This window comes from Candidatus Aminicenantes bacterium (assembly GCA_026393795.1).
In the GTDB taxonomy this organism is placed as follows: domain Bacteria; phylum Acidobacteriota; class Aminicenantia; order UBA2199; family UBA2199; genus UBA2199.
Genome location: JAPKZL010000051.1, coordinates 1 through 21,591, shown reverse-complemented (window position 1 = coordinate 21,591; position 21,591 = coordinate 1). Strand labels below are relative to the sequence as shown.

The 21,591-nt window shown below is 58.3% G+C and carries 21 protein-coding genes; 15 read left to right on the top strand and 6 right to left on the bottom strand.

The features are described from left to right. Window positions 1-477 (top strand): prolyl oligopeptidase family serine peptidase (locus tag NTW95_02430; protein ID MCX6556276.1); only part of this gene is annotated, 477 nt, incomplete at its 5' end. Window positions 478-514: 37 nt separating this feature from the next. After that, entirely contained in the window at window positions 515-3,601 is a 3,087-nt protein-coding gene (locus NTW95_02425; GenBank protein MCX6556275.1) for a hypothetical protein, read from the top strand. Here NTW95_02425 and htpG read toward each other — a convergent pair. Further along, on the bottom strand, window positions 3,581-5,362 hold the full coding sequence (gene htpG, locus NTW95_02420; protein MCX6556274.1) for a molecular chaperone HtpG: 1,782 nt from the start codon (window positions 5,360-5,362) through the stop codon (window positions 3,581-3,583). The two genes, NTW95_02425 and htpG, sit on opposite strands and share 21 nt — an antisense overlap. Before the next feature lie 172 nt (window positions 5,363-5,534). On the opposite strand from htpG, the gene NTW95_02415 reads away from it, so the two are divergent. The 9 genes from NTW95_02415 to NTW95_02375 all read left to right on the top strand — a co-directional run bounded on the left by NTW95_02415 (window position 5,535) and on the right by NTW95_02375 (window position 12,460). After that, complete coding sequence (locus NTW95_02415; protein MCX6556273.1) at window positions 5,535-7,061, top strand: aromatic amino acid ammonia-lyase; 1,527 nt, start codon at window positions 5,535-5,537, stop codon at window positions 7,059-7,061. A gap of 292 nt (window positions 7,062-7,353) precedes the next feature. Beyond that, a complete protein-coding gene (locus tag NTW95_02410) occupies window positions 7,354-7,590 on the top strand; it encodes an AbrB/MazE/SpoVT family DNA-binding domain-containing protein (GenBank protein ID MCX6556272.1) in 237 nt (78 codons plus the stop codon). Between the two features lie 3 nt (window positions 7,591-7,593). Continuing rightward, entirely contained in the window at window positions 7,594-8,013 is a 420-nt protein-coding gene (locus tag NTW95_02405) for a type II toxin-antitoxin system VapC family toxin (GenBank protein MCX6556271.1), read from the top strand. 285 nt (window positions 8,014-8,298) lie between these two features. Continuing rightward, window positions 8,299-8,712: a hypothetical protein gene (locus NTW95_02400; protein MCX6556270.1), complete on the top strand. Its 414-nt coding sequence runs from the start codon at window positions 8,299-8,301 to the stop codon at window positions 8,710-8,712. Window positions 8,713-8,984: 272 nt separating this feature from the next. Then, window positions 8,985-9,590: a GyrI-like domain-containing protein gene (locus tag NTW95_02395; protein MCX6556269.1), complete on the top strand. Its 606-nt coding sequence runs from the start codon at window positions 8,985-8,987 to the stop codon at window positions 9,588-9,590. Between the two features lie 172 nt (window positions 9,591-9,762). Continuing rightward, entirely contained in the window at window positions 9,763-10,182 is a 420-nt protein-coding gene (locus NTW95_02390) for an OsmC family protein (protein MCX6556268.1), read from the top strand. A gap of 7 nt (window positions 10,183-10,189) precedes the next feature. Next, a complete protein-coding gene (locus NTW95_02385) occupies window positions 10,190-10,747 on the top strand; it encodes a DUF1697 domain-containing protein (protein MCX6556267.1) in 558 nt (185 codons plus the stop codon). A gap of 88 nt (window positions 10,748-10,835) precedes the next feature. After that, complete coding sequence (locus NTW95_02380) at window positions 10,836-11,519, top strand: SDR family NAD(P)-dependent oxidoreductase (GenBank protein ID MCX6556266.1); 684 nt, start codon at window positions 10,836-10,838, stop codon at window positions 11,517-11,519. Next, the gene (locus tag NTW95_02375; GenBank protein MCX6556265.1) at window positions 11,516-12,460 is read left to right on the top strand and encodes a hypothetical protein; all 945 of its coding nucleotides are present in this window, start codon (window positions 11,516-11,518) and stop codon (window positions 12,458-12,460) included. Before NTW95_02380 ends, NTW95_02375 begins: the two co-directional genes overlap by 4 nt. A gap of 43 nt (window positions 12,461-12,503) precedes the next feature. On the opposite strand, the gene NTW95_02370 is transcribed toward NTW95_02375, so the two are convergent. Then, window positions 12,504-14,048, bottom strand: coding sequence for a Xaa-Pro peptidase family protein (locus tag NTW95_02370; protein MCX6556264.1), 1,545 nt, complete (start codon window positions 14,046-14,048; stop codon window positions 12,504-12,506). Between the two features lie 181 nt (window positions 14,049-14,229). On the opposite strand from NTW95_02370, the gene NTW95_02365 reads away from it, so the two are divergent. The 4 genes from NTW95_02365 (at window position 14,230) to NTW95_02350 (ending at window position 18,483) form a co-directional block, all read left to right on the top strand. After that, complete coding sequence (locus tag NTW95_02365; GenBank protein ID MCX6556263.1) at window positions 14,230-15,705, top strand: nuclear transport factor 2 family protein; 1,476 nt, start codon at window positions 14,230-14,232, stop codon at window positions 15,703-15,705. Between the two features lie 137 nt (window positions 15,706-15,842). After that, the gene (locus NTW95_02360; GenBank protein ID MCX6556262.1) at window positions 15,843-16,790 is read left to right on the top strand and encodes a hypothetical protein; all 948 of its coding nucleotides are present in this window, start codon (window positions 15,843-15,845) and stop codon (window positions 16,788-16,790) included. A 9-nt stretch (window positions 16,791-16,799) separates the two neighbouring features. Further along, window positions 16,800-18,077 carry a hypothetical protein gene (locus NTW95_02355; GenBank protein ID MCX6556261.1) on the top strand — a complete coding sequence of 426 codons (1,278 nt, stop codon included), beginning with the start codon at window positions 16,800-16,802 and terminating at the stop codon, window positions 18,075-18,077. Between the two features lie 49 nt (window positions 18,078-18,126). Continuing rightward, window positions 18,127-18,483 (top strand): GIY-YIG nuclease family protein, encoded by a 357-nt coding sequence (locus tag NTW95_02350; GenBank protein ID MCX6556260.1) that lies wholly within the window; start codon window positions 18,127-18,129, stop codon window positions 18,481-18,483. 39 nt (window positions 18,484-18,522) lie between these two features. Here the strand turns inward: NTW95_02350 and NTW95_02345 are convergent, their stop codons facing one another. The 4 genes from NTW95_02345 to NTW95_02330 form a co-directional block, all read right to left on the bottom strand. Beyond that, window positions 18,523-18,783, bottom strand: coding sequence for a transcriptional regulator (locus NTW95_02345; GenBank protein ID MCX6556259.1), 261 nt, complete (start codon window positions 18,781-18,783; stop codon window positions 18,523-18,525). Between the two features lies 1 nt (window position 18,784). Next, window positions 18,785-19,915 carry an FAD-binding oxidoreductase gene (locus NTW95_02340; GenBank protein MCX6556258.1) on the bottom strand — a complete coding sequence of 377 codons (1,131 nt, stop codon included), beginning with the start codon at window positions 19,913-19,915 and terminating at the stop codon, window positions 18,785-18,787. A 4-nt stretch (window positions 19,916-19,919) separates the two neighbouring features. Next, entirely contained in the window at window positions 19,920-21,074 is a 1,155-nt protein-coding gene (locus NTW95_02335; protein MCX6556257.1) for an acyl-CoA dehydrogenase family protein, read from the bottom strand. A 10-nt stretch (window positions 21,075-21,084) separates the two neighbouring features. Next, window positions 21,085-21,591, bottom strand: a 507-nt coding sequence (locus tag NTW95_02330; protein ID MCX6556256.1) for a serine/threonine-protein kinase, incomplete at its 5' end; no start/stop codon positions are given.

Sequence of the window (21,591 nt, the reverse complement as noted above, 5' to 3'; positions counted from 1 at the left end):
TACCTGATCGCCAAATACCCTTTCATTGACGGCGGCAAAGTCGGCGCCAGCGGCCGTTCCTATGGCGGTTATCTGGTCAACTGGCTCAACGGCCAGACCGACCGCTTTGCCTGCTTCGTTTCGATCGACGGCATTTTCGACCAGTTGATGTGCTACTATAGCGCCGATGAGCTATGGTTCCCGGAAATGGAATTCGGCGGCACGCCCATGGCCAACCGCGACGAATACATGCGCTCCTCGCCCAGCACCTTCGCGCAGAATTTCAAGACACCGACCCTGGTTTGCCACGGCGGGCGGGACTACCGCGTCGACCTCTCGCAGGGGGTCGCCATGTTCACCGCCCTGCAGCGCCTGGGGGTGCCGGCCAAGTTCATCTATTTCCCCGACGAAGGGCATTATTACAACAAGCTGCAGAACTGGAAATTTGTTTACGAGCAGCAGTTCGACTGGTTGGAGCGCTTCTTGAAGCGTCAATGACGCAAGCGGTCGCGAAGCCTCGCGGGGTGGAACTTTGATGGTGTTGAAAAAAAACAGGGCGACGCTGCCGTACCTGCTCTTTTTCTTTTCGGGCATCAGTGGCCTGATCTATGAAGTTGTCTGGGTCAGGGTATTCGGCAATTTTTTCGGGAACACCATCTACTCCGCGTCGCTGGTGACGTCCGTTTTCATGCTGGGCCTCGGTGCCGGCGGCTACGCGGTCGGCATCTGGAGCGACAACAGGTATCGATCGGGAAAAGGGGGCGGATTCCTCAGGATCTACGGATACGCCGAATTGGGGATAGCGGTTTCCGGGTTGGCCCTGGCGCTGGTCTTGCCCCGGCTGCAGGAATTTTTGGAGTCTTTCGCCCGCTACGCGGCAGCGGGGCGCGGCTGGCAGCATCTCTCCTTGGCGACCCATCTCGGCCAATTCCTGACCGCGGCCGTCTTGATGCTGCCGGCAACCCTGTTAATGGGCGCGACGCTCACCCTGTTGATCCGGCAACTCGTTTCGGAAAACGTGAATTCCGCCGGCTGGAAAATCGGGCTTTTGTACGGCTTCAATACGGCCGGGGCGGCATTGGGCTGTTTTGCCACCGACCTGCTGCTGGTCCCGAAGGTGGGGCTGTTGCGCACGCAGTTGATCGCCCTTTCGCTCAACGCGGCCGTGGGTTTGACTGCCATCCTGCTTTCGCCAGGTGCGGATGCCCCCGGACCGGCAACTCCCCCTCAGGCCTCCACGGTTCGCGCGGAAGCCGGCTCCGTCCAGCAGGCTCCGGCCGGAACCGTCTGGCCGGTTACCGTGGCGCTGTTTTTCATAGGCAGCGCTTCCATGGGCATGGAAATCGTCTGGTTTCGCCTGCTGAGCGCTTCCCTGGGCGAATTCCGGGTGGTTTTTTCGCTGATGCTGACGGTAATCCTCGCCGGCATCTGGCTGGGCTCCCTGGCCGGGGGCTACTCGTTCAAGCGCTGGGGCAAACCGCTGGAACGGTACATGATCGTCCAAGCCGTTTTTATTTTTTCATCGACGGTGCTTCTGGTCGCTTTCAACGGCAGCATCGCCGAAGCCTATTTGATGAAGCGTTTTCTGCAACTTCCAGCCGGAACGGGGCTCTCCGGGCTCACGCAGATGTGGGGCGTGCTGCGGCCGATCCTGGCTGTGATCGGATTGCCGTCCTTGCTGATGGGATTTTCTTTTCCTTTGGCCAATGCCTGTGTCCAGCGCCTAGAGCGGCGCGTGGGTCGGCGGGCCGGCGGTTTGTACTTGGCCAATACATGCGGAGCGGTTCTGGGCGCCCTGGCCGCGGGCTTCGTTCTGCTCCCCAATGTCGGAAGCCAGCGCGCCGTCCTGGCTCTGTGTTTGCTTTCCGGACTGGGCATTTTCTTCCTGCAAGCCGCCAAATTGAAGGACGATCCGGCTGGTTCCTGGCGTGCCAGGTATGGGCTTTTCAGCCTGTGCGCGGCCATGCTCATCGGCGTGCTGGTTATCTGGAGCCTGCTGCCGGCTAACCACCTGATGATGAACAGCTTTCCGCGCCTGGCTGCGGGCCAGCGCATCCTGGCCAGCAGCGAGGGGCTGAACGAAATGCTGCTGGTCGTCGAGGATCGCACCGGCGACCGTTTCCTGATGACCAACGGCCACTCGATGTCGGGCACGGCCTTGAAATTGCAGCGCTACATGCGCGCCTTCGTTCACATCCCGCTCTTGCAGATGAGCTCGCCGCGTTCGGTGCTGGTGATCTGCTTCGGGATCGGCAACACGCTCCACGCCGCTTCGCTGCACCCGACGGTCCGGCAGCTCGATGTCGTCGATCTCTCGGAACAGATTCTGGACCACGCCGCTTTTTTCCGGGAAAGCAACCGCGATATCCTCGCCGACAAACGAGTCTCGGTTTTTGTCAATGACGGCCGGCTCCATCTGCAGATGTTGCCGCCGGCCCAATATGACCTGATCACCCTGGAGCCGCCGCCCATCACCTTCGCCGGCGTCTCCTCCCTGTATTCGCGCGAGTTTTATGCCCTGGCCCGGAGCCGCTTGAGGAGCGGCGGGTTCCTGACCCAATGGCTGCCGCTGTACCAGGTCGCGCCCGCGATCGGACTGTCGATGGTGCGGGCGTTTCTCGATGTTTTCCCCAACGCCGTGCTGCTGTCGGGATGGGGAAAGGAATTGATCATCGTCGGTTGCAAAAGCCCCGTTTTCGTCTTCGATCCCGCCGCCTGTTCGGCCAATCTGGCCCTGGCTCCCCAGGTGCAGGCCGATCTCGAGCGGCTGCACCTGGGAACGCTGACGGAGATCGTCGGGACCTTCGTGGCCAACAGCGCCGATCTGGAGCAGGCGACGTTCGGCGCCGCCCCGGTGACCGACGACAACCGTTCCATGGAGTACGGCATGTTTTCCAAGTTCGGCGATACCGGCCTGGCGCGCGAGCTGTTTCACGTGCAGGGCATCGCCGGCTGGTGCCCCGATTGTTTCGTGAAAAGCACGCCCCGCCCCGAGATCGCCCGGCTCGGCCGCTACCTGGCGGCGCTGAACATCCTGTATCAGAGCGATGCGTTCCCTTCTTTCAGGAACGCCTGGGGAGCCATGGCCGGCAGCGACATCGATTTCCTCGACCGCGACGGCAGCCTGGGGGCCGTCGTCAGCCGCTATCCCTATCTCCGCGAGGTGCTGGCTTCGCCCCTGACCGGCTCGCTGGAAAAAATCGTCGCCCGGACCGCCGATGGCCCCTGGTCGATTTCGGGGGTGAGCGAAATTCCATATCCCGACGCGGCCACCAACATCCGCATGGCCATGAAGCTGCTACGCTGCGGCCGATTGCACGATTCACTCGCGTGGTTCCGCCGGGCCGTCGCCCTCGACGGCAACGACGCCTCGGCGCGCTTCGGCCTGGGGTACGCCCTCTTCTACGCCGGTGATTACCCGGGAGCGCAGGAGCAGTACCGGCACGGGCTGGCCATCGCCCCGGAGAACATCGAGGCGCGGCTCAGCCTGGCGTCCGCTTTGCACGGGGCGGGGATGGTGGCCGACGAGGTGGCAGAGCTGCGCCAGGTCCTGATCCTCGATCCGGGATACTCCCGGGCAGCCGATCGGCTCAGCCGGCTGCTAAAAGCGGGCGGCGTTTAAGGGAAGCTGCAGGGCCAGGTTCTTGAGCAGCGGCAGGGCCGGGTCCTTTTTATGCAGCTCCGCCATCTTGCGGATCAGGGGGTGGGCGGGATTGATCTCCAGGACGCGCTTGCCGAGCTGGTAGTCCTTGTTGACCATTTTCATGATCTTTTCCATCTGCACCGAGGGGCCGTCGGCCGGGTTGAGCAGGAGACAGGGGCTGTCGGTCAGGCGCTTGGAGATTTTCACCTCCTTGATTTGGTCGTTGTAAATGGTTTTCAGGTAGGTGATGAAACTGTCCACGTCGCGCAGGTAAGCCGCATCGCCGGCCGCGGCTTTTTCCTCCAGGGGGATGTCGGCGCTTTCGGCCATCTTGAACGTTTTCTTGTCATATTCGCGCAAATGGTCGAGGACGAATTCGTCCATAGGGTCGAGCAGGTAGAGCACCTCAAACTCATTCTTGCGAAAAATTTCCAGGGCCGGGTTTTTTTCGATCGTCTGGCGGTCCGAGCCGCCGAGGAAGTAAATCTCCTTCTGCCCGGCCGGCATACGCCGGATGTATTCATCCAGATCAATCAGCTCGTCTCCGCTCGTCTTCGAGCTGGAGAAAAGCAGCAGCTTGGCGAGCTTTTCCCGGTTGTCGTAGTCGCTGACAACGCCCTCCTTGAAATTCTTGCTGAAATTTTTCCAGATGGCCAGGTACATCTCCCGTTTCTTGCATTTGACGGCTTCCAGGTGTTCCAGCAGCTTTTTCAGCACGTACTTCCTGATCTTGTCGATGCGTACGTTGTTCTGGATGGTTTCCCGGGAGATGTTCAGCGGGATCTCTTCGGAATCGATGATGCCCTTGATGAAGCGCATGTACTCGGGCATGATTTCCTTTGAGCCTTTCTGGATCAGGATCTTCTTGGAATAAAGGTCGACCCCCGGTTCGGTTTTCATCAAGCCCAGCAATTCGAACGAGGTCTTGGGGACGAACAGGAGGGCGGTGAACTGCACCGGGGCGTCCGAAGACAGATGCAAATAGGTTTCGGGATCCTCCTGGGTGTTTTCCAGGAATTTGTAGAATTCGCCATAGTCCTTTTCCTCGAGCTGCGACTTGGGCTGGGTCCAGATGGCCTCTTTCCTGGCGATCTTTTCCCCGTCGAGGTAAATGGCGAAAGGGACGAACTTGGAATGCTTGAGGATGATGCTTTTCAGCTTGTAGGCTTCCAGGAATTCCTTTTCCTCCTTTTTAAGGAACAGCTCGATGCGCGTGCCCCGGGTTTTCCTGTCGCTGGGCTCGATGGTATAGCTGCTTTCCCCCTTGGATTTCCACAGCCAGGCCGGGTTGTCCTTCGTCCAGGATTTGCTGATGATGTGGATCTCCCTGGCCACCATGAAGCTGGAGTAAAAGCCGACGCCGAACTTACCGATCAGGTCCACCTGGCTCTTGGCCGGCGTGGCGGCGATCTTTTTCAGGTAATCGAGGGTGCCGGAATGGGCGATGGTGCCGATGTTGCCGATCAGCTCCTCGCGGGTCATGCCGATGCCGTTGTCTTCGACCGATATTTTGTTGTGCGGTTTGTCGACGGCGATGGTGATGCTGAGTTCGCCATCCTTGTCTTCGCCGTGGCCGGCGGTCAGGATCTCGAATTGCACCTTGTTCAGCGCGTCGGCGGCGTTGGATATCAGCTCACGCAGAAAAACCTCCTTGTTCTTGTAGAGCGAATAGACCAGGATGTCGAGCAGTTGCTTGACTTCGGACTGGAACTCGAATTTTTCTTCCTTTTCCTTATCCATGCTTTTCTCCTCGCGCGCGTCTGCGTTAGGCTTCATTATACCATTTCTGTCAAGACGGGATCCCCCTCTCCGTCGATCCCCGGCGCTTGCCTTTTCGGTTGAATAAATCGCGCGAATTTTATACAATAGCCATTCCGGAAAAAATTTCATCGCAAAATTTTGAGGAGGACAAATGGCTATTGTCGTGACCGGGAAGAACCTGAAAATCGAGGATGTGTATAAGGTGGCCTACGGCATGGAAAAGGTGGAGCTCCATGCCGATGCCGTCGAAAGGCTGAAGAACTGCCGGGCTTTCATCGAGAAGCGCATCGAGGCGCGCGAGATCATGTACGGGGTCAATACCGGCATCGGCGAGTTTTCCGAGGTGGTGCTGACCGACGAGCAGGTCGGGCAGTTCCAAAAATACCTGATCTACAACCACGCGGCCGGCATCGGCATACCGGTGCCCATCCCCGAGGTGCGGGCGGCAATCCTGAGCCGCATCAACGTCCACGCCAACGGCTGTTCGGGCTGCCGCCCGGAGATCACCCAGACCTACGTGGCCATGCTCAACAAGGGGCTGACCCCGGTGGTCTGCAACAAGGGCAGCGTCGGCGCCTGCGGCGACCTGGCTCCCATGAGCCAGATCGCGCTGCTGCTGATGGGCGAGGGCGAGGCATTCTACAACGGCGAGCGCATGCCCGGCGCCGCGGCCATGAAGAAAGCCGGCATCCCCGTCCCCGGGCTCCAGGCCCGCGACGGCCTGGCGGCGATCAACGGCAGCAACCTGATCACCGGCATGGCCTGCCTGCAGATCTACGAGAGCGAGCGGCTGCTCAAGCAGGCCGAAATCGCCGCGGCCATGACCCTGGAAGCGCTGATGGCCAACATGAAGCCCTACGACGCCCGGTTGCACAAGCTGCGCGGCTTCCAGGGGGCGGTTACCTCGGCCGAGAACATCAAGCGCGTCATCGAGGGCTCCGACCTGCTGGGCAAGGTCAAGGTCAAGGTGCAGGATGCCTACAGCATGCGCTCGACGCCGCAGGTTCTGGGCGCGGCCCGCGATCAGCTGCGCTGGACGCGCAGCCAGCTGGAGATCGAGCTCAACGGCGTGGCCGACAATCCCATCTTCCTTCCCGACGACAAGGTGGTGCTCACCGGCGCCAACTTCCAGGGCTCGCCGATCTCGGTGCCCCTGGACATGCTCGGCGCCTGCGTGACCATGACCTGCGTCATCTCCGAGCGGCGGCTGAACCGCTTGTTGAACCCGGCGCTCAGCGTCGGTTTGCCCTCCTTCCTGACCAAGGGCGCCGGCATGTATTCGGGGTTGATGCTCAGCCAGTACACGGCCGACATGATGATCGTCGAGCAGCGCATCCTGTCGATGCCCGCCTCGATCCAGTCGATCCCGGCCGCCGCCGACCAGGAGGACTTCGTTTCCATGGGCATGAACACGGCGCTGAAGACGCGCCAGATCATCGACAACGCTTACGGTATCCTGGGCATTGAGTTCATCGCCGCCGCCCAGGCCCTCGATTTCCGCGATTTCACCCCCGGCAAGGGCACCCTAGCCGCCAAGGCCGCCGTGCGCAAGGTCGTCCAGCACCTGGAAGAGGACCGACCGCTCTATCCCGACCACAACGCCATGATGGAGACGGTCAAGAAGCGCGACATCCTGCACGCTGTCGAAAGCGCCATCGGCGAGCTGAAGACGTATTGATTTAGATAATTATAATTCCGGGAACAGGCATGCCCAGCTTACGGGATGTGGAATTTGTCTCTATATTTTTTAATTGCGGACGCGCAATCCCGTAAGCGCGGGTCATGGAGAAAAAGACTTGTCTCCCTTGCTTGGATTACGACCCCTGCAAGGGAGTGATGCTCTGTCCTTGCGGCCGAAGTTGCCTGTCCGTATGCCTTATTGTAAAAAGAATTATATTTTAACTTAAGTAAGATAATTATACAATGGACATACATTATGATTTATGTTATATATTTAATCAGGAGAAAGAATGGAAACCATTGTTATTACGTCAAAAGGTCAGATCGTCATTCCAGCCAAGATCCGCCGCCGGTTGAACATCAAGAAGGGAACCAGGCTGCATGTGGAGGAGCGTGACCATGAGATCGTGCTCAAACCGTTAGATGCCGAATATTTCAAAAAAGTCTCCGGAATTCTGTCGACAAAAGGGAAGCTATCCAAGTTGCTGCTCGAGGAACGGAAGCTGGAGAAAGAGCGGGAAGGTTGAACCATGCGCAAAGTGCTGGACGCGCATGCCCTGATGGTTTTTCTGGAGAAAGAGCCCGGATTCGAGAAGATCGAAACCTTGTTTTCTGCGGCCATGGAAAGCAATGAACCCATGCTTATGTGTACTGTGAACCTGGGTGAGGTTTTTTATATCGTGCACCGGGAATGCGGCGCTGCCAAGGCCGAGGAGATCGAGGACCTCATGCACACCCTGCCGATCGAAGTCGTGCCCGCCGACTGGCCGCTTGTACGCGAAGCGGCATTGCTTAAATCGGGGTACAGGCTTTCTTATGCCGACTGCTTCGCCGCGGCTCTTGCGAAAACCAGTAAAGCTGAACTCTTGACCGGGGACAAAGAATTCAAAAATGTGGCGAGTTTGGTTAAAATTATGTGGATAAGCGGCGAAACACAGAAAATAAAATGAAAAATTGTGAAACCTTTTAGTTAGTAACTTAAAGCAAATTGACTTGGTAAAAAAAACAAGGCAATTTGCTTTCTACCCAGCCAAGCTGGATAAGAGCATTAGATAGCAAATTCTATAATTTGATAGAGTATTAAAACAAATTTTGAATTTGCTATAATGCTCTTAAGTTACTTATCCTGCGCAGCAGGGTTAGGATGTAGATTTTTTGAAATATTTCTGAGTTGTAATTTTCGGTTCAATGAGGAAATCATGGGTGATATAACCATTACCGTATCGGGAAAAGAGTTGAAACTGCTGCTGAAACACGTGGCGCTGGCGAATTGGATGCTGGAGGCCTACAAGACTGAAAAAGACGCCGAGGGGTGGGAAAACGAAGCTTTCTTTGACAAGATACTGGCCCTGGCCCATGCAAATGGAGCGGCGGACGGGATAGTTTATGACAAAGAACTGCGGGGCTACTTTCTTACCGAGGAAAAGGAAGAGGAGTATGACCTATACATCGATCCATACGATAAAGAAACTTTCTGGAATACTCTGCAGGATGAATTGACCATGAGGGACTTTATTGAAAAACACGGGGAAAAGGCAGTCGCGGCAATGGACTCAAAGACGCGGTTCAAATTATTGGCGAAGGAAGCCGAGAAGTATTACCGGGAATTCAAAAAAAATGGATTGAAAAATCTACGGATCGTAAAGTGAGGTCGGCGGTGATTCCGGCCCTTTTGTCCCGACCATAACGCCATGACGGACGCGGTCTGCAAACGCGACATCCTGCACGCGGTCGAATCCGCCATCGGGGAGCTGAAGACGTATTAGAATAGGTTCGGTAGGGACAGGTCGCGACCTGTCCCTACTGATTCTTTTCCGTCCGTGCTGGTCTGTATTTTTAAATGCGCGGCTTGACATTCGTTTCCGGCCGGGATATTGATAAATGGGCTTCGGCCGAGACGCGGCCGGGAGGAAACGACCCAATGAAAAAGATAGATTTCAAGAAAGACCTGAAGTCCCTTTATAATCCTTCGGCGAAGGAAGTGACCCTGGTCGAGGTGCCGGCCATGAACTTCCTGATGATCGACGGCGCGGGCGACCCGAACACGTCAAAGCCCTACCAGGAGGCGGTCGAGGCGCTGTTTTCCGTCGCCTACGCGGTCAAGTTCACGGTCAAGAAGGCGCTGGCCATCGACTATGGCGTCCTGCCGCTCGAGGGGCTGTGGTGGGCCGACGACATGGCCCAATTCTCGATCGACGACAAGTCCAAGTGGAAGTGGACGATGATGATCATGCAGCCCGAGTTCGTTTCAGGGGCGCTGATCCGAGACACCATCGTGGCGGTGAAAAAGAAGAAAGCCATGCCGGCGCTCGACCAAATGCGCTTCGAAACTTTCAGCGAAGGCAAGGCCGCGCAAATCCTCTACGTCGGCCCCTTTTCCGCCGAAGGGCCCGCGATAGCGAAGGTTCATGCGTTTATTGATAAGATCGGCAAACGTTTTGGCAAGCATCACGAAATATATCTCTCCGACATCCGCAAGGCCGACCCGGCCAATTGGAAGACCGTCATCCGCCAGCCGTGGCGGTGAAAGGATTCAGGAAATACCTGCGGTCTCAGTTGCGGTTGAAGATTGTGAAGGATTGACAATTTTTTTATCGTTTGCAAAAATGTTTTACCGCTCCGACTTGGAACGGTTGCTGCTTTTTGCTGGAATTGGAGAGAAGTTCGAGACTAATTAAGTAAAATTAAGGGAGGGGAACATGGCGGTCAGGACATCAACGGCTGAATGGAAAGGGACGTTGAAGGAAGGAGCCGGGACGATGAAGCTGGGCAGCGGGGCATACGAGGGTCCGTTCACCTATGCCTCGCGCTTCGAAAACGGCCGCGGCACCAACCCCGAAGAATTGCTCGGCGCGGCCCATGCCGGGTGCTTCTCCATGTTCCTGGCCGCCCTGCTCAGCGGGGCCGGTTTCGTCCCGGCGCGGATCGCCACCACGGCCATGGTCCACCTGGGGGACGGCCCGACGATCACCTTGATCGAACTGGACACGCAGGCGCGAGTGCCGAATATAACCGAAGAGGATTTGAAGAAGCATGCCGAGATAGCAAAGAAAAACTGCCCGGTATCGAAGGAGTTGACCGGACCGAAGATCACGCTGCAGATTAAGCTGCTCACGTAGTCGGCGCATGCCGCAAGTTGGAAAAAATAATTCCCGATATGTCGCCTTTTTAAGGGGGATCAACGTCGGCGGGCATGCCGCGATCAAGATGACCGACCTCAAAGCCGCGTTCGAAAAGATGGGATTCGACGATGTGCGCACGGTGCTGGCCAGCGGCAACGTAATTTTCGCAGCCCGGCAAGCGGATGAAAAGGCGCTCCGCGCCGAAATTGAATCGGGATTGAAGAAGGCATTTAGGCGAGATATCAGTGTTTTATTGCGTAACCGGGACGATCTCAGGCAGCTCCGGTCTTCAGAACCGTTTAAGGGGATCGAGGCTTTGCCGGGAGTTCAACTCTATGTGACGTTTCTTGCGGATGGAGCCAAGAGGCCCGAGCTCAAAATCCCGTACGCCACGTCGCGCCAGGAATTGCGCATCCTGCGTGCAACCCTCACGGAGGTGTTCTCCGTCGTCGATTTGGAAAAAGGGCTGGGGACGCCGGAAGCGATGGCCATTCTCGAAAAAGAATTCGGCTCCAACCTGACGACCCGGAACTGGAATACCATCCTTAAAGTGTTGATGTGAAATTAATGGACATGGCAAGGATCGGGGTGGTCAACCTGTTAAAATATTAGTCAGGACAAAAAAATTTGGAGGATAAAGGAGGAATTTGGTGCAACCCAAAGCACTGTTGGTTGGCAATTCTGACGGCATAGGATTGGCGGCAACAAAGAGGCTGCTTGCGGCCGGGTGGGATGTCATCGGCGTTTCAAGGAGCACAGCGCCGATTTCAAACAAAAATAATCAGCACCGGGTTGCTGATGTCAGCGATAACAAATATCCGGACTTGCTGGCTGAGCTGCTGCAGGAAGGTTCATTGGATCTGTGCGTCTACTTCGTAGGGATCGGGAAACTGTTGGATCCCCTGGATATGAGCGGTGAAGCAAGAATCATTGACGTGAACCTGACCGGAATGGTAAGAACGGCGGCAGCGGTGATTCCCCAGATGGTTAAACGGGGACAAGGCCACTTCATTGGTGTCTCAAGTCTGGCCGATGAGCTGCTCTCGGCCGAGGCTCCGTCCTATAATGCCTCCAAGGCTGGTTTTTCAAATTATCTCGGCGGTCTGGCGTTGGCCTTGAAATCCAAGGGCGTATATGTTACCAATGTACGCTTCGGCTTCGTCGATACCAAAATGGCCAAGAGTGATTTTAAGCCGTTCATGATGAGCGTGGAAAAGGCGGTTGACCATCTGGAATCATGTATCAACAAGAGGCCTGCCCGTTATACGGCGCCCAAAATCATGATCCCGCTTGTCAAGATTCTAAAACTTATGATGAAATTGGGGGGGAAATGAAGCTATCCAGATGCGATAAGAGATTTGGTAGAAATGGACTGGTCATGTTGTTTGTTTTGAGTCTGTGCACTGCCGCATGCGCTGAAAAACCGCCCGTCAAAGGCGGCACATCGCAATTTGCCAAGCATGTCAACAGGGGGCAATACAAAGGAGTTGCTGCGCCGACGGCGGCTCCGGTATTCAGATGGAACTTCGGCAGCCAAGATGTGCATAGCTATACATACGAGCAAGAAGTGCGGAGCAAGACAGACATGGGATCTTTTGGTGATAAATCGGATGACATGGATCAAGTAGAGATGTCTGCCAAAGGAACGCTGCTTATCAAGAGCCAAGGGAATGGCACGGCTGAACTGGTGTTGAAGGATATGAAAATGAGCGCGAAAATGAATTCGGGCGGAGATAAAAAGCCCAAGATAATGGAACAAACTGCGCCGCCCTTAGTTGTCCAGGGGATGAAGGAGGATGGATCCGGTTCTTTTGGCAATAGCTCGCAAGATATGCTCATGAAAATGCTTTTCCCTCTTCCAGCGAAATTCATGAAGGTCGGTGACTCGGTTGATGTTCCCATGCAAATGCCATTCAATGCCATGGGTTCTGTGTTGCAGGTCAGCGGTCGTTCCCGTATCACGCTGGCACGATACGTTAAAATCGGAAAGCATACATGTGCCCAGCTGGACGTCGACACGGACATATCGGAAATAAAAATCCCCTCAGAATTGAAAGGAGAATACAAGTGCTCTACCAAGGGGACAGCCGTGTTCTATTTCGATGTCGCGAATCGTTACTTTGTGTCAGGGACAATCGCAGAATTGATGCAGTTCAGCATTGATGCTCCTGCGCCCAAGATGAAGATCCCCGGAGAGAAGACATCCGACATTCCTGAGCGATCCAAGATGTCCATGATCAGTGACAATCTTATTCGGGTGGAACTGACGGAGTAAAAATATATTGTATCGGGGGCAAAGACCTTGCCCGAGTCTTGCCCTATTTGCCGGCCGGCGGCGGCAGGGTCAAGATTTCGTAGCCGGCGGCGGTCACCCGGTAGGTGTCCTCGATGCGCACTCCCAGGTCCCAGTAAGCGGGATCGACCGCGGCCCCGTGCGGGATATAGATGCCCGGCTCGAGGGTAATCACCATGTTTTCCGCCAGCACCTTGGGGGTGGGATCGTGGACATCGACGCCGACGCCATGGCCGACCGAATGGGTGAAGTACTCGCCGAAACCCGCCCTCGTGATCACCTGCCTGGCAGCGTCATCGAGCTGGCGCATGATCACTCCCGGCTTCAGGATCGTTTCGGCGGCCGCCTTGGCGGCGGTCACCAGGTCCAGCAGCTTCTGCTGGGCCGGCGTGCAGCTCCCGCCCACCGGGAAGGTGCGGGTCATGTCGGAAGCGTAGCCGCCAAACATGCAGCCGATGTCGACTACAACGAAGCCTTTTTGCAGGACCGCGTCGTTGCGGTCGTAATGGGGCAGGGTGGCATTCGCTCCCGAACCGACGATCGGTTCGAAGGAGGGGACGGGGGCTCCGTAACGGCGGAAAGCGGCCAGGATCGCTTCCTGGATTTCTTGTTCGTTGATCCCGGGCCGCGCCAGCGCCGGCACCTGGGCCATGGCCAAAGCGGTGACCTGGCCGGCGCGGCGCATGCAAACGATCTCGTCCTCGGCTTTCACCATGCGTTGTTCGTCGATGGCCCGCCCCTGGGCGCGGCCCTTCAGCAGAACCGTCAGGCGGTTGAAGATAGAGCGGTGCGGGGCCAGCAGGGCCAGCGGCCGGGCGCGGCCGGTCAAATAGAAATTGCGCGCCGGCGAGAATTCGAGCGTCGGCGCCGTCAGGACGGCCAGGCGTCGGCCGTGGAGCGGATCGGGGGCGGATGCGGAGGGGGCAAAAAGAGCCAAGAGCAGCCACAATCCGGCCAGGGCCGCGGTCCATTTTTGCCAATCGTGCAGGACCTCGCGTGGCGTGCGCCGGGGAGAAGCGATCCATTGTCCGCGCCGGCGCCGGCGATACAGGTCGAAAAACTGGTATGCGCAGGCCAGCAGAACGGGAACAACCAGCAAGGGGAAGCTGAGGGCGAACGGCGATGCCCAGGCGAGCAGCGCGATGCCCATGAATGGAGCCAGCAGCGCCAGCATCGCCCGCGGCCACAGGGCGCCGGCGACGGCGCCGAGGAGAGCGCCAAGGATGGCCGCTCGCGGCCGGAAATTGAAGCTGCCCGAAAAATAGATGGCGCCGAACCAGAACAGGGGAAGAGGCAGTAGACAAGCCAAAGCCATGGTCAGTCGGGGCAGCCGGTTCTGCAGCCAGAGCAGCGCAAAGAAAAGGAGCAAAGCCGCCAGGAAAGCCAGCAGGTAATTTGTCCTGGCCAGCCGGAACATCGTCAGGCCCAGCGTTGCCAGTAGCCAGAACAGGCCGTTGCTCAAGCGCGGCAAACGGTGCCCAAAAGTAATAAGGATAAGGCCCAGGAGGGCCGCCGTTGTCTTGAGCAAAACGATGAGCCAGCTCGATTCGACTACAAGTCCATTCGCCATGAAGCCTCCTCAACGGCTTATACGGATGTAGAACTGTCCGGTTTCGGCCATGGGATGTCCGGAAACGGGCAGTGGCGGATGAGTGTTCTTTATACTATTTCCTGAAAAAGACCGATAAACATTGCTATTCCAGGCAAAGTTAATTTGGCATTTTATTTGCTTCCATTCAGTGGAGGCGAACATGAAAAAATTCGTTTTTTTTCTTTTGGTAATATTGCTCACCCTCTCTTACCTGGCTGGGCAAGGCACGAATACAGCGAATGACGACCAAGCCGCCATCGCCCGCGCGGCGCTCGATTATATCGAAGGATATTACGAAGTCAATGCCGCGCGCATGGAGCGGGCGCTCAGCCCGAGCCTGACCAAGCGCGGCCTTATCTTTTCGCCGCGCAGCCACGCTTCCTTTCTGCAGCCGATCAACGCCGAGGCGCTGATCGAAGTCACCCGGGCCGGTTGGGGCAGGTTGCCGGCCGAACAGCGGCAGATCGACTACCGCTTGCTGGATATCAGCGGCCATACGGCCTCGGCGCGCGTCTTCAGCGCCAAGGTCAAGGATTACCTGCATTTGGCCAAGCAGAACGGCCAATGGCGCATCGTCAACGTCCTGTGGCGGCTGCCGGCCGAGGCCACATCCGTGGCCCGAGAGACGGCAAACAAGGAAAGCGAAGTGGAGCGCATCCGCATGCTGCTCGAGGAATTCCGTGAGGCGATGCGCAAGGGCAATTATGAACGCGTGCAAAGAATCCTCCACCCGGCTTCGGTCTTCCATGTGCTCAACGAGACGGGCGAGCCCGGCAAACTGGTCTTGCAGGAGCGGAACGCCGACTCGATCATCGACCGCACCAAAGCCGGGAACGCGGGGGCCATCCCCGACTTCCGCATCACGGTCGATGATGTTTTCGAAGACATCGCCGCGGCCAGGGTGGTCAGGGGCAACTCGACCCAGTACCTGCACTTAGCCAGGCAGGACAACGAGTGGCGCATCGTCAACAGCCTGCAGGAGCAACCGCTGGCTCCCGCGGCAGGCATCGAGCCGGCGGAGCTTGGCCAGAAGATGGCGAATTTCACCCTGGCCAGCGTCAACGGCAAGGATGTTTCCCTCGCCGGCTTGGCGGGGAAAAATGTGCTGCTCGTCTTTCCCCGTGGCCGCGTCGGCGACCATTGGTGCCAGATCTGCCATTACCAATATGCCGAACTCGCCGACCTTGAGCGCCGGCTGCAGCTCCGCAAAAAATACAACCTCGAGATCGTTTTCGTCCTGCCCTACGACCGGGCCACGGTCGAGCACTGGGTGGCCATTTTCCCCGAGCAGATGGCTGTGATCGAGAAATGGAAAAACCCGGGCGATCCCAAAGGGCTGAGCGACGGCGACAAGCGCTGGATGGAAACCAGCCGGCTCGCTTTTCCGAAAAAGTTCGCCATCGGGAAGGAAAATATCCCCACCCCTTTCCCGATCCTGATCGACAACGAACGCACGGTGTCGCGCGGCCTGGACTTGTTCACCCTGCTTTGGGACAACAGCAGGGTCGAGCAGAACATCCCGGCTGTTTACCTTCTCGACCGCCATGGCAAAGTGCTCTTCAACTACCTGAGCCAGAACACCATGGACCGTCCCAGCGGCGACCAGCTGCTGGAGCTCTTCAAAAAGTTCCTGTAGGAATAAACGGCGACGCGTACCTCTTGACTTTGCCCGCCTAAACTGCGATTTATCCAATCGGCTCTTTTGCCTCGGCCGGGAAACGTGTTTCCCCTGTAAGGAAAGTCGGCCAGGCCAAGAGGGCGGGAGGCCCGGCAGTGAAAAGGACATTGGTGTTATGCCTGGTTTTTGGACTTGGCTGGCTGGTTGCCCCGGTTGGCAGTATGGCCTGTTCCTGCGCCTGGCGCGGGCCTTTCCTGACGGTGGCCCGGGAGGCGCCGCTGGTGGTTTGGGGCATGATCATCCGCCACCATCCCGGACCGGCCCCGACCATGGACGTGCTGGTGCTGGAGACGCTGGCCGGCGGACTCCTCGACTCGGGGTTGGTCGTCCAGATGGGGGATGGGATGCTTTGCCGGCCGACGCTGGAGGGCTTTCCGCCCGGCAGCGAATGGGTGTTGGCGCTGAATGGGCCGGGGGCCAAGCCGGGCGCGGGGTTGGCCTTGTCCCATTGCGGTGAATACTGGCTGGCGCTGCAGGACGGCATCGTCAGGGGCAGCATCGCCGGTTTGCAAAATCAGGTCAACGCGATGCCCTGGCAAGAATTCAAGGCCCGCTTCAAATACCCGGCTTTTTGCGAAACAATTTCCGGGCAGATTGCGGCCGGGGAAAAATTCTGCCGGTCTTTCGCCTCCCGCTTCGAATTTCTCCTCGAACCCAAAGCGGACGGCTGGGAAATTGTCGTCAGGGAATTGGGCCGGGACGAAAACCTGTCGCGCCTGACGCCGCCCCTGCATTTCGCCCCGAATCCGCGCGAGATTGAAGGCTGGCATTTAAGCGACTCACCCGGCGATTGTCTTTCCCGGCCCTATGGAGCCGAGGCTGGGCCCGCCAATCCCCGCCAGTTCATTTTCTCCCCCGAAGTCGGCTTGAGCATTGCCGGGGAGAAAGCGGATCGGGCGGTGAGCGCCGACGATATGGCGGAGGTCCGCCGTTTCGGCCGCGGGACTTTGTTCATCGAAGCGTTCAAGTTGAAGCCGGGAGAGAACGGTTGCCCGAAGATAGAGTGGCTGAAGTTTTCCGTCCGTCTTGAAGGAGGGTTCTGAGAAGAAGAAATGAGCCGGGAATGGGAAAATCGCAATTATGGGAATGATCGCCGCTTCTGGCGCCTGGTGTTGCTCGCGCTGCTGCTGCTGGTGATCGTTCTTTCTGTCTCGCGTTCGCTGCGGCGCGGCGTTGCGGAAAAACCGCTTGCCCCGGTCGGGCCAGCGCCGCCAAGCCGTTCCCGGTCCCTTCCTCCAGCAGCTCCGCCGGAGCCATCGCCAACGGCCGCAATCGCCGCCGATGGCTTCGAAACGTTGCCGCCAGCCGCGGCCGGCGATGCGGCCGGAAAAGCGGACGACGCGCGGCAGGGGGCCGACGCCCTTTTCAACTCGGGAGATGTGGCGGGAGCCCTGGCGGCGTACAGGCACCTGGCTCCGACCGACCCGCTCAGCCGCGGCCGCGCTGGTTTCTGCCTGGCTCGGCTAGGGCGCTGGGAGGAGGCAGTCATCGAACTGCGCGAGGCGGCCAATTTGCTGCCGAACGATTTCGCCGTCCGCAAGCTGCTAACCTATGCCCTTTACCGTCAGAACGATCTGGAAGCGGCGTCGGCCCAAGCTCAAGCCGCCTTGGCCATCCAGGCCGATGACGGGCTGCTCGACCTGCAGGCGAAGCTGGGAACGGAAATTCGCGTGCAGCGCCATTACGACGACGCCCGCACCGGGAATTTCGTTGTGCTCTTCGACGGCTACGAGCACGATGAGAGCAAGCGCATGGTGCTGGACATCCTCAAGGACGCCTACGCCGACATCGGCAAGGAATTGGACTATTTCCCCGAGCAGCCGATCAGCGTCATCCTCTACACGGCCAAGGATTTTTCTGATGTTACCAGCGCCCCGGCGTGGGTGAGCGGTTTGTTCGGCAAGTTCGACGGTAAGATCCGCTTGCCGGTGCAGGGGGCGACGGGCCGCGAGCGGGAATTGCGCCGGGTGCTATACCACGAGTACACCCATGCCCTGCTTTTCCTTCTGGCGCCCGCTTGCCCGTTGTGGCTGCAGGAGGGATTGGCCCAATACTTCTGCGGCGACCGGCCGGTCAGCGCCTGGCAGGTCATTCCTCTATCGCTGCTGGCGAGGGGCTTTCCGGCCGAGCCGAGCGCCGCCTACGCGGCGTACATGGAGAGCCTGCAGGCGGTGTCCGACCTGCTGGAGGAGCATGGCATGGCGCGCCTGCACCAGTTGCTGCGCAAGCTGAGCGAGGGCAGCGACCTGGAGAGTGCCTTCGCCACGGCCTTCGGCCAGCCCTTCAGCCACTGGGCGAAAAACTGGCGGCCGGCGCAAAGCGCGGAATGAACGCCCTTTTGTCGCGCCCGCTTCGGTGCTATCATGGGCTGGAGGCATGATGAGTGATTTGAAAACCCAAAAGAAACTTTTCAAGCAGACGCCGCGGCCAATGGGGATCTACCAGATCAAGAACCTGGCTAACGACAAAATTTACATCGGCCGCAGCGCCGACCTGAACGGCAAGATCAACAGCGAACGGTTCCAGCTCCGGAACAACATGCACATGAACCGGGAGCTGCAAGGCGATTTCAACGCCTTGGGCGAGGAGAAATTCGCCTTCGAGGTTCTGGATCGCCTGCCGCCGAAAGAGGAACCCGGTCTTGACTATGGTGAGGATCTGAAGACGCTCGAGGTCATGTGGCTGGAAAAGTTGCGGCCGTTCGGTGCCAGGGGATATCACAAGCAGAAACCCTGAACAGCGGCGATTGCCGCCTGGGCATGGCCGGGGCGGCGATCAGCGGGTTGGTGGAGGTTGCAGGAACTTGTCGCGGCAGGCGCCGGAGCAGAAATAAACGGTCTCGTTGTCGCGGCATGCCGTGACGGCCAGGCTGGCCGGGACATAGGTGCCGCAAACCGGGTCCTGTTTCATCTCCTCGATCTCCTGTTCCTTGCGGCGAACTTGCGGCTCTTGCGGCTTGGCCTTTCCGCCCCTCCAGATCCATTTGAGCAGGGTGTAGACGATGAGGGCCAGCAGGAAAAAATTAAAAAAAGCCATCTTACTTCATCAGCTCCTGGCTCGAGAGGTCGCGCCCTAGGCGGAATTCGGACCAATCGAACGGGTAACGATTGTCGAGGATGATTTCGCTCATGTAGCGGCCGATGGCCGGGGCGAACATGAAGCCGTGGCCGCACATGCCGTTGGCAACGTAAAGGCCGGTTATTTCGGTCTTGTCGATGAACGGGCTGCCGTCCGGAGTCATGGAATAGGATCCGCCCCAGTGGCGGATGACCCTGGCCGTGGCCAGCCCGGGCACCAGGCGCGCGGTGCGCTTGGACATCTCGACCAGGAATTCCAGCGATGATTCGGTCATGGTGCCCGGCTTGTTCGGGACCGGGCTGTAGCAGCCGATCACCTGGCCGTTGCTGCGTTGGTTGAAGTAACAGCCGTCGGCGCGATAATCGACGACCATGGTCGTAAACAGCGGCGGGACGCGGTCGGTGATGAATGCCTCGTGTTCTTCCGGGGCGATGGGCAGTTCCAAACCGGCCATGCGGCCGATCTCCTGCGCCCAGGGGCCGGCGGCGTTCAGGATGATCCGGCTGTGAAATGTTTCCCCGGCCGCGGTTTTCACGCCGACGACGGCGTTGTTTTCGCGCAGGATTTCGCGGACCTCGGTGAAAAAACGCACTTGCGAACCGAGCCTGCGTATTTCCTGGATATAGCCTTCGATAACCTTGAACGGGTAGGCCTGGCCGTCCTCGGGCGAGAACACTCCGCCCAGGAGGCCGGCGGGGTTCAGCTGCGGGGCGATTTTCAGGCAGCCGGCAACGTCCAGGATTTCCACGGCCAACCCCAGTTTTTTCTGCAGCGGCAGGATGGACTTGAATGTTTCCAGGCGCTGCGGGTCGTGGGCCAGGAACAGGTAACCGCCTTCGACATATTCCACCGGAAAACCGAATTCCTCCTTCATCAACCGGAATTGGCGGACGCTTTCCTGCATCAGGCGAATGGCGCCCGGGGTTGAAAATTGCTGCCGGATGCCGCCGATGCAGCGGCCGGTGGAACCGGAACCGGAGTATTTTTTTTCCAACACCAGGACCTTTTGGCCGCGCCGGCTCAGGTGAGCGGCGGAGGCCAGGCCGATGATGCCCCCGCCGATGACGATGACGTCAACTGCCGGGTTCATGAACTCAGCCGATGTTTTTCATCGAACCGAGCAATTCCAGTGAAATGACGTGCTTCTGGATTTCGTTGGTCCCCTCGTAGATCTGCAGCAGCTTGGCGTCGCGCATCATTTTTTCGACCGGGTACTCCTTCATGTAGCCATAACCGCCGAAGAGCTGGACGGCATCGACGGTGACGCTCATGGCCACGTCGGTGGCCATGACCTTGGCCATGGCCGACTCCTTGGAGGCTTTCATCCCCTGGTCGAGCATCCAGGCGGAGCGGTAGACCATCAGCCGCGCCGCGTCGATGGCGGTGGCCATCTCGGCCAGCTTGAAGGCGTTGTGCTGGAAGGAGGCGATGGGGCGCCCGAACTGGATGCGCGTCTGGGAGTATTTGAGCGCCTCTTCGAAGGCGGCGCGGGCCACGCCGACGCCCCCGGCGCCGACGGCCGGCCGGGCATAATCGAGCGTCTTCATGGCGATGATGAAGCCCATGCCTTCGCGCTTGAGGAGGTTCGTTGCCGGGACCTTGACCTCGTCAAAGAAGATTTCGGCGGTGTTGGAAGCCCGGTGGCCCATCTTGTTCTCGTGCTTGCCGATGGTCACCCCCGGGGTGTCCATGGGCAGGATGAACGCCGACAAACCGCGGGCGCCGCGGTCCTTGTCGGTGGAGGCGAACACCACGCCCAGCTGCGAAACGCCGGCGTTGGTGATGAAGGTCTTGGAGCCGTTGATGACATAGTGGTCGCCCTGGCGCACCGCCGTGGTCTGGATGGCCGAGTTGTCCGAGCCGGCTTCCTTTTCGGTCAGGGCGAAGCAGGCGAAGGACATCTTCTCGGTCAGGGGCGTCAGGAACTTCTTCTTCTGCTCGTCGCTGCCGAAGAGGACGATGGGGGTGGTGGCCAGGGTATTGGCCATGATCGAGGTGTACATGCCGGCGCAGCCCCAGGCGAGCTCCTCGCAGACGATGGTGTTGATCAGGGCCGAGAATCCGGCGCCGTTGCACTCGGCGGGGATGCCGGAAGTGAGAAATCCGGCCGCGAAGGCCTTTTTCATTATCTCGACGGGGAATTCGTTCTTTTCGTCATATTCCCGGGCATTGGGGCGCATTTCCTTTTCGGCGAATTTGTGCGTTTCCTCCTTGAAGGCCAAGAGTTCCTCGTTCAATGCAAAATCCATTTTTTTCTCCTTAAATTTTGATGGTCTTTATCTCGTTCAATATTTCGATGGCGCTCTGGAACCGCTGCTCGCGCTTCTTTTCCATGCATTTTTCGATGATGAAGCACAGCTTGTCGGGGATGTCGGTGCGGAATTTCTTGATCGACGGCACCGGGTCGAACAGGTGCTGGTAAAAGATGTTTTCGCCCTTGAAGGGGACATGGCCGGTGGTCATGTGGAAGAGGGTGGTGCCGGAGGAATAGATGTCGGTGCGATGATCGACCGGGATGCCCTGGATCTGCTCGGGCGACATGTAGTAGGGAGTGCCGGTGATGACCCCGCTTTCACCCTTCTTCTGGTCGCCGAGGATGACGGCCAAGCCGAAATCCATGATCTTGATTTCCTTCTGCTTGGTGATCATGATGTTGTGGGGCTTGATGTCGCGGTGAATGATCCCCTTGCGGTGCGAATAGTCAAGCGCCTTGAATAGCTTGATGGCGATGAAGACGATCTGCGAGGGGGAGAAGACCTTCTTGCG

Bases quoted from the DNA above. Each gene is read 5' to 3' on its own strand.
- NTW95_02425 (MCX6556275.1), top strand. From the start codon at position 515: ATGGTGTTGAAAAAAAACAGGGCGACGCTGCCGTACCTGCTCTTTTTC.
- htpG (MCX6556274.1), bottom strand. From the start codon at position 5,362: ATGGATAAGGAAAAGGAAGAAAAATTCGAGTTCCAGTCCGAAGTCAAG.
- NTW95_02415 (MCX6556273.1), top strand. From the start codon at position 5,535: ATGGCTATTGTCGTGACCGGGAAGAACCTGAAAATCGAGGATGTGTAT.
- NTW95_02410 (MCX6556272.1), top strand. From the start codon at position 7,354: ATGGAAACCATTGTTATTACGTCAAAAGGTCAGATCGTCATTCCAGCC.
- NTW95_02405 (MCX6556271.1), top strand. From the start codon at position 7,594: ATGCGCAAAGTGCTGGACGCGCATGCCCTGATGGTTTTTCTGGAGAAA.
- NTW95_02395 (MCX6556269.1), top strand. From the start codon at position 8,985: ATGAAAAAGATAGATTTCAAGAAAGACCTGAAGTCCCTTTATAATCCT.
- NTW95_02390 (MCX6556268.1), top strand. From the start codon at position 9,763: ATGGCGGTCAGGACATCAACGGCTGAATGGAAAGGGACGTTGAAGGAA.
- NTW95_02385 (MCX6556267.1), top strand. From the start codon at position 10,190: ATGCCGCAAGTTGGAAAAAATAATTCCCGATATGTCGCCTTTTTAAGG.
- NTW95_02375 (MCX6556265.1), top strand. From the start codon at position 11,516: ATGAAGCTATCCAGATGCGATAAGAGATTTGGTAGAAATGGACTGGTC.
- NTW95_02370 (MCX6556264.1), bottom strand. From the start codon at position 14,048: ATGGCGAATGGACTTGTAGTCGAATCGAGCTGGCTCATCGTTTTGCTC.
- NTW95_02365 (MCX6556263.1), top strand. From the start codon at position 14,230: ATGAAAAAATTCGTTTTTTTTCTTTTGGTAATATTGCTCACCCTCTCT.
- NTW95_02355 (MCX6556261.1), top strand. From the start codon at position 16,800: ATGAGCCGGGAATGGGAAAATCGCAATTATGGGAATGATCGCCGCTTC.
- NTW95_02350 (MCX6556260.1), top strand. From the start codon at position 18,127: ATGAGTGATTTGAAAACCCAAAAGAAACTTTTCAAGCAGACGCCGCGG.
- NTW95_02345 (MCX6556259.1), bottom strand. From the start codon at position 18,783: ATGGCTTTTTTTAATTTTTTCCTGCTGGCCCTCATCGTCTACACCCTG.
- NTW95_02340 (MCX6556258.1), bottom strand. From the start codon at position 19,915: ATGAACCCGGCAGTTGACGTCATCGTCATCGGCGGGGGCATCATCGGC.
- NTW95_02335 (MCX6556257.1), bottom strand. From the start codon at position 21,074: ATGGATTTTGCATTGAACGAGGAACTCTTGGCCTTCAAGGAGGAAACG.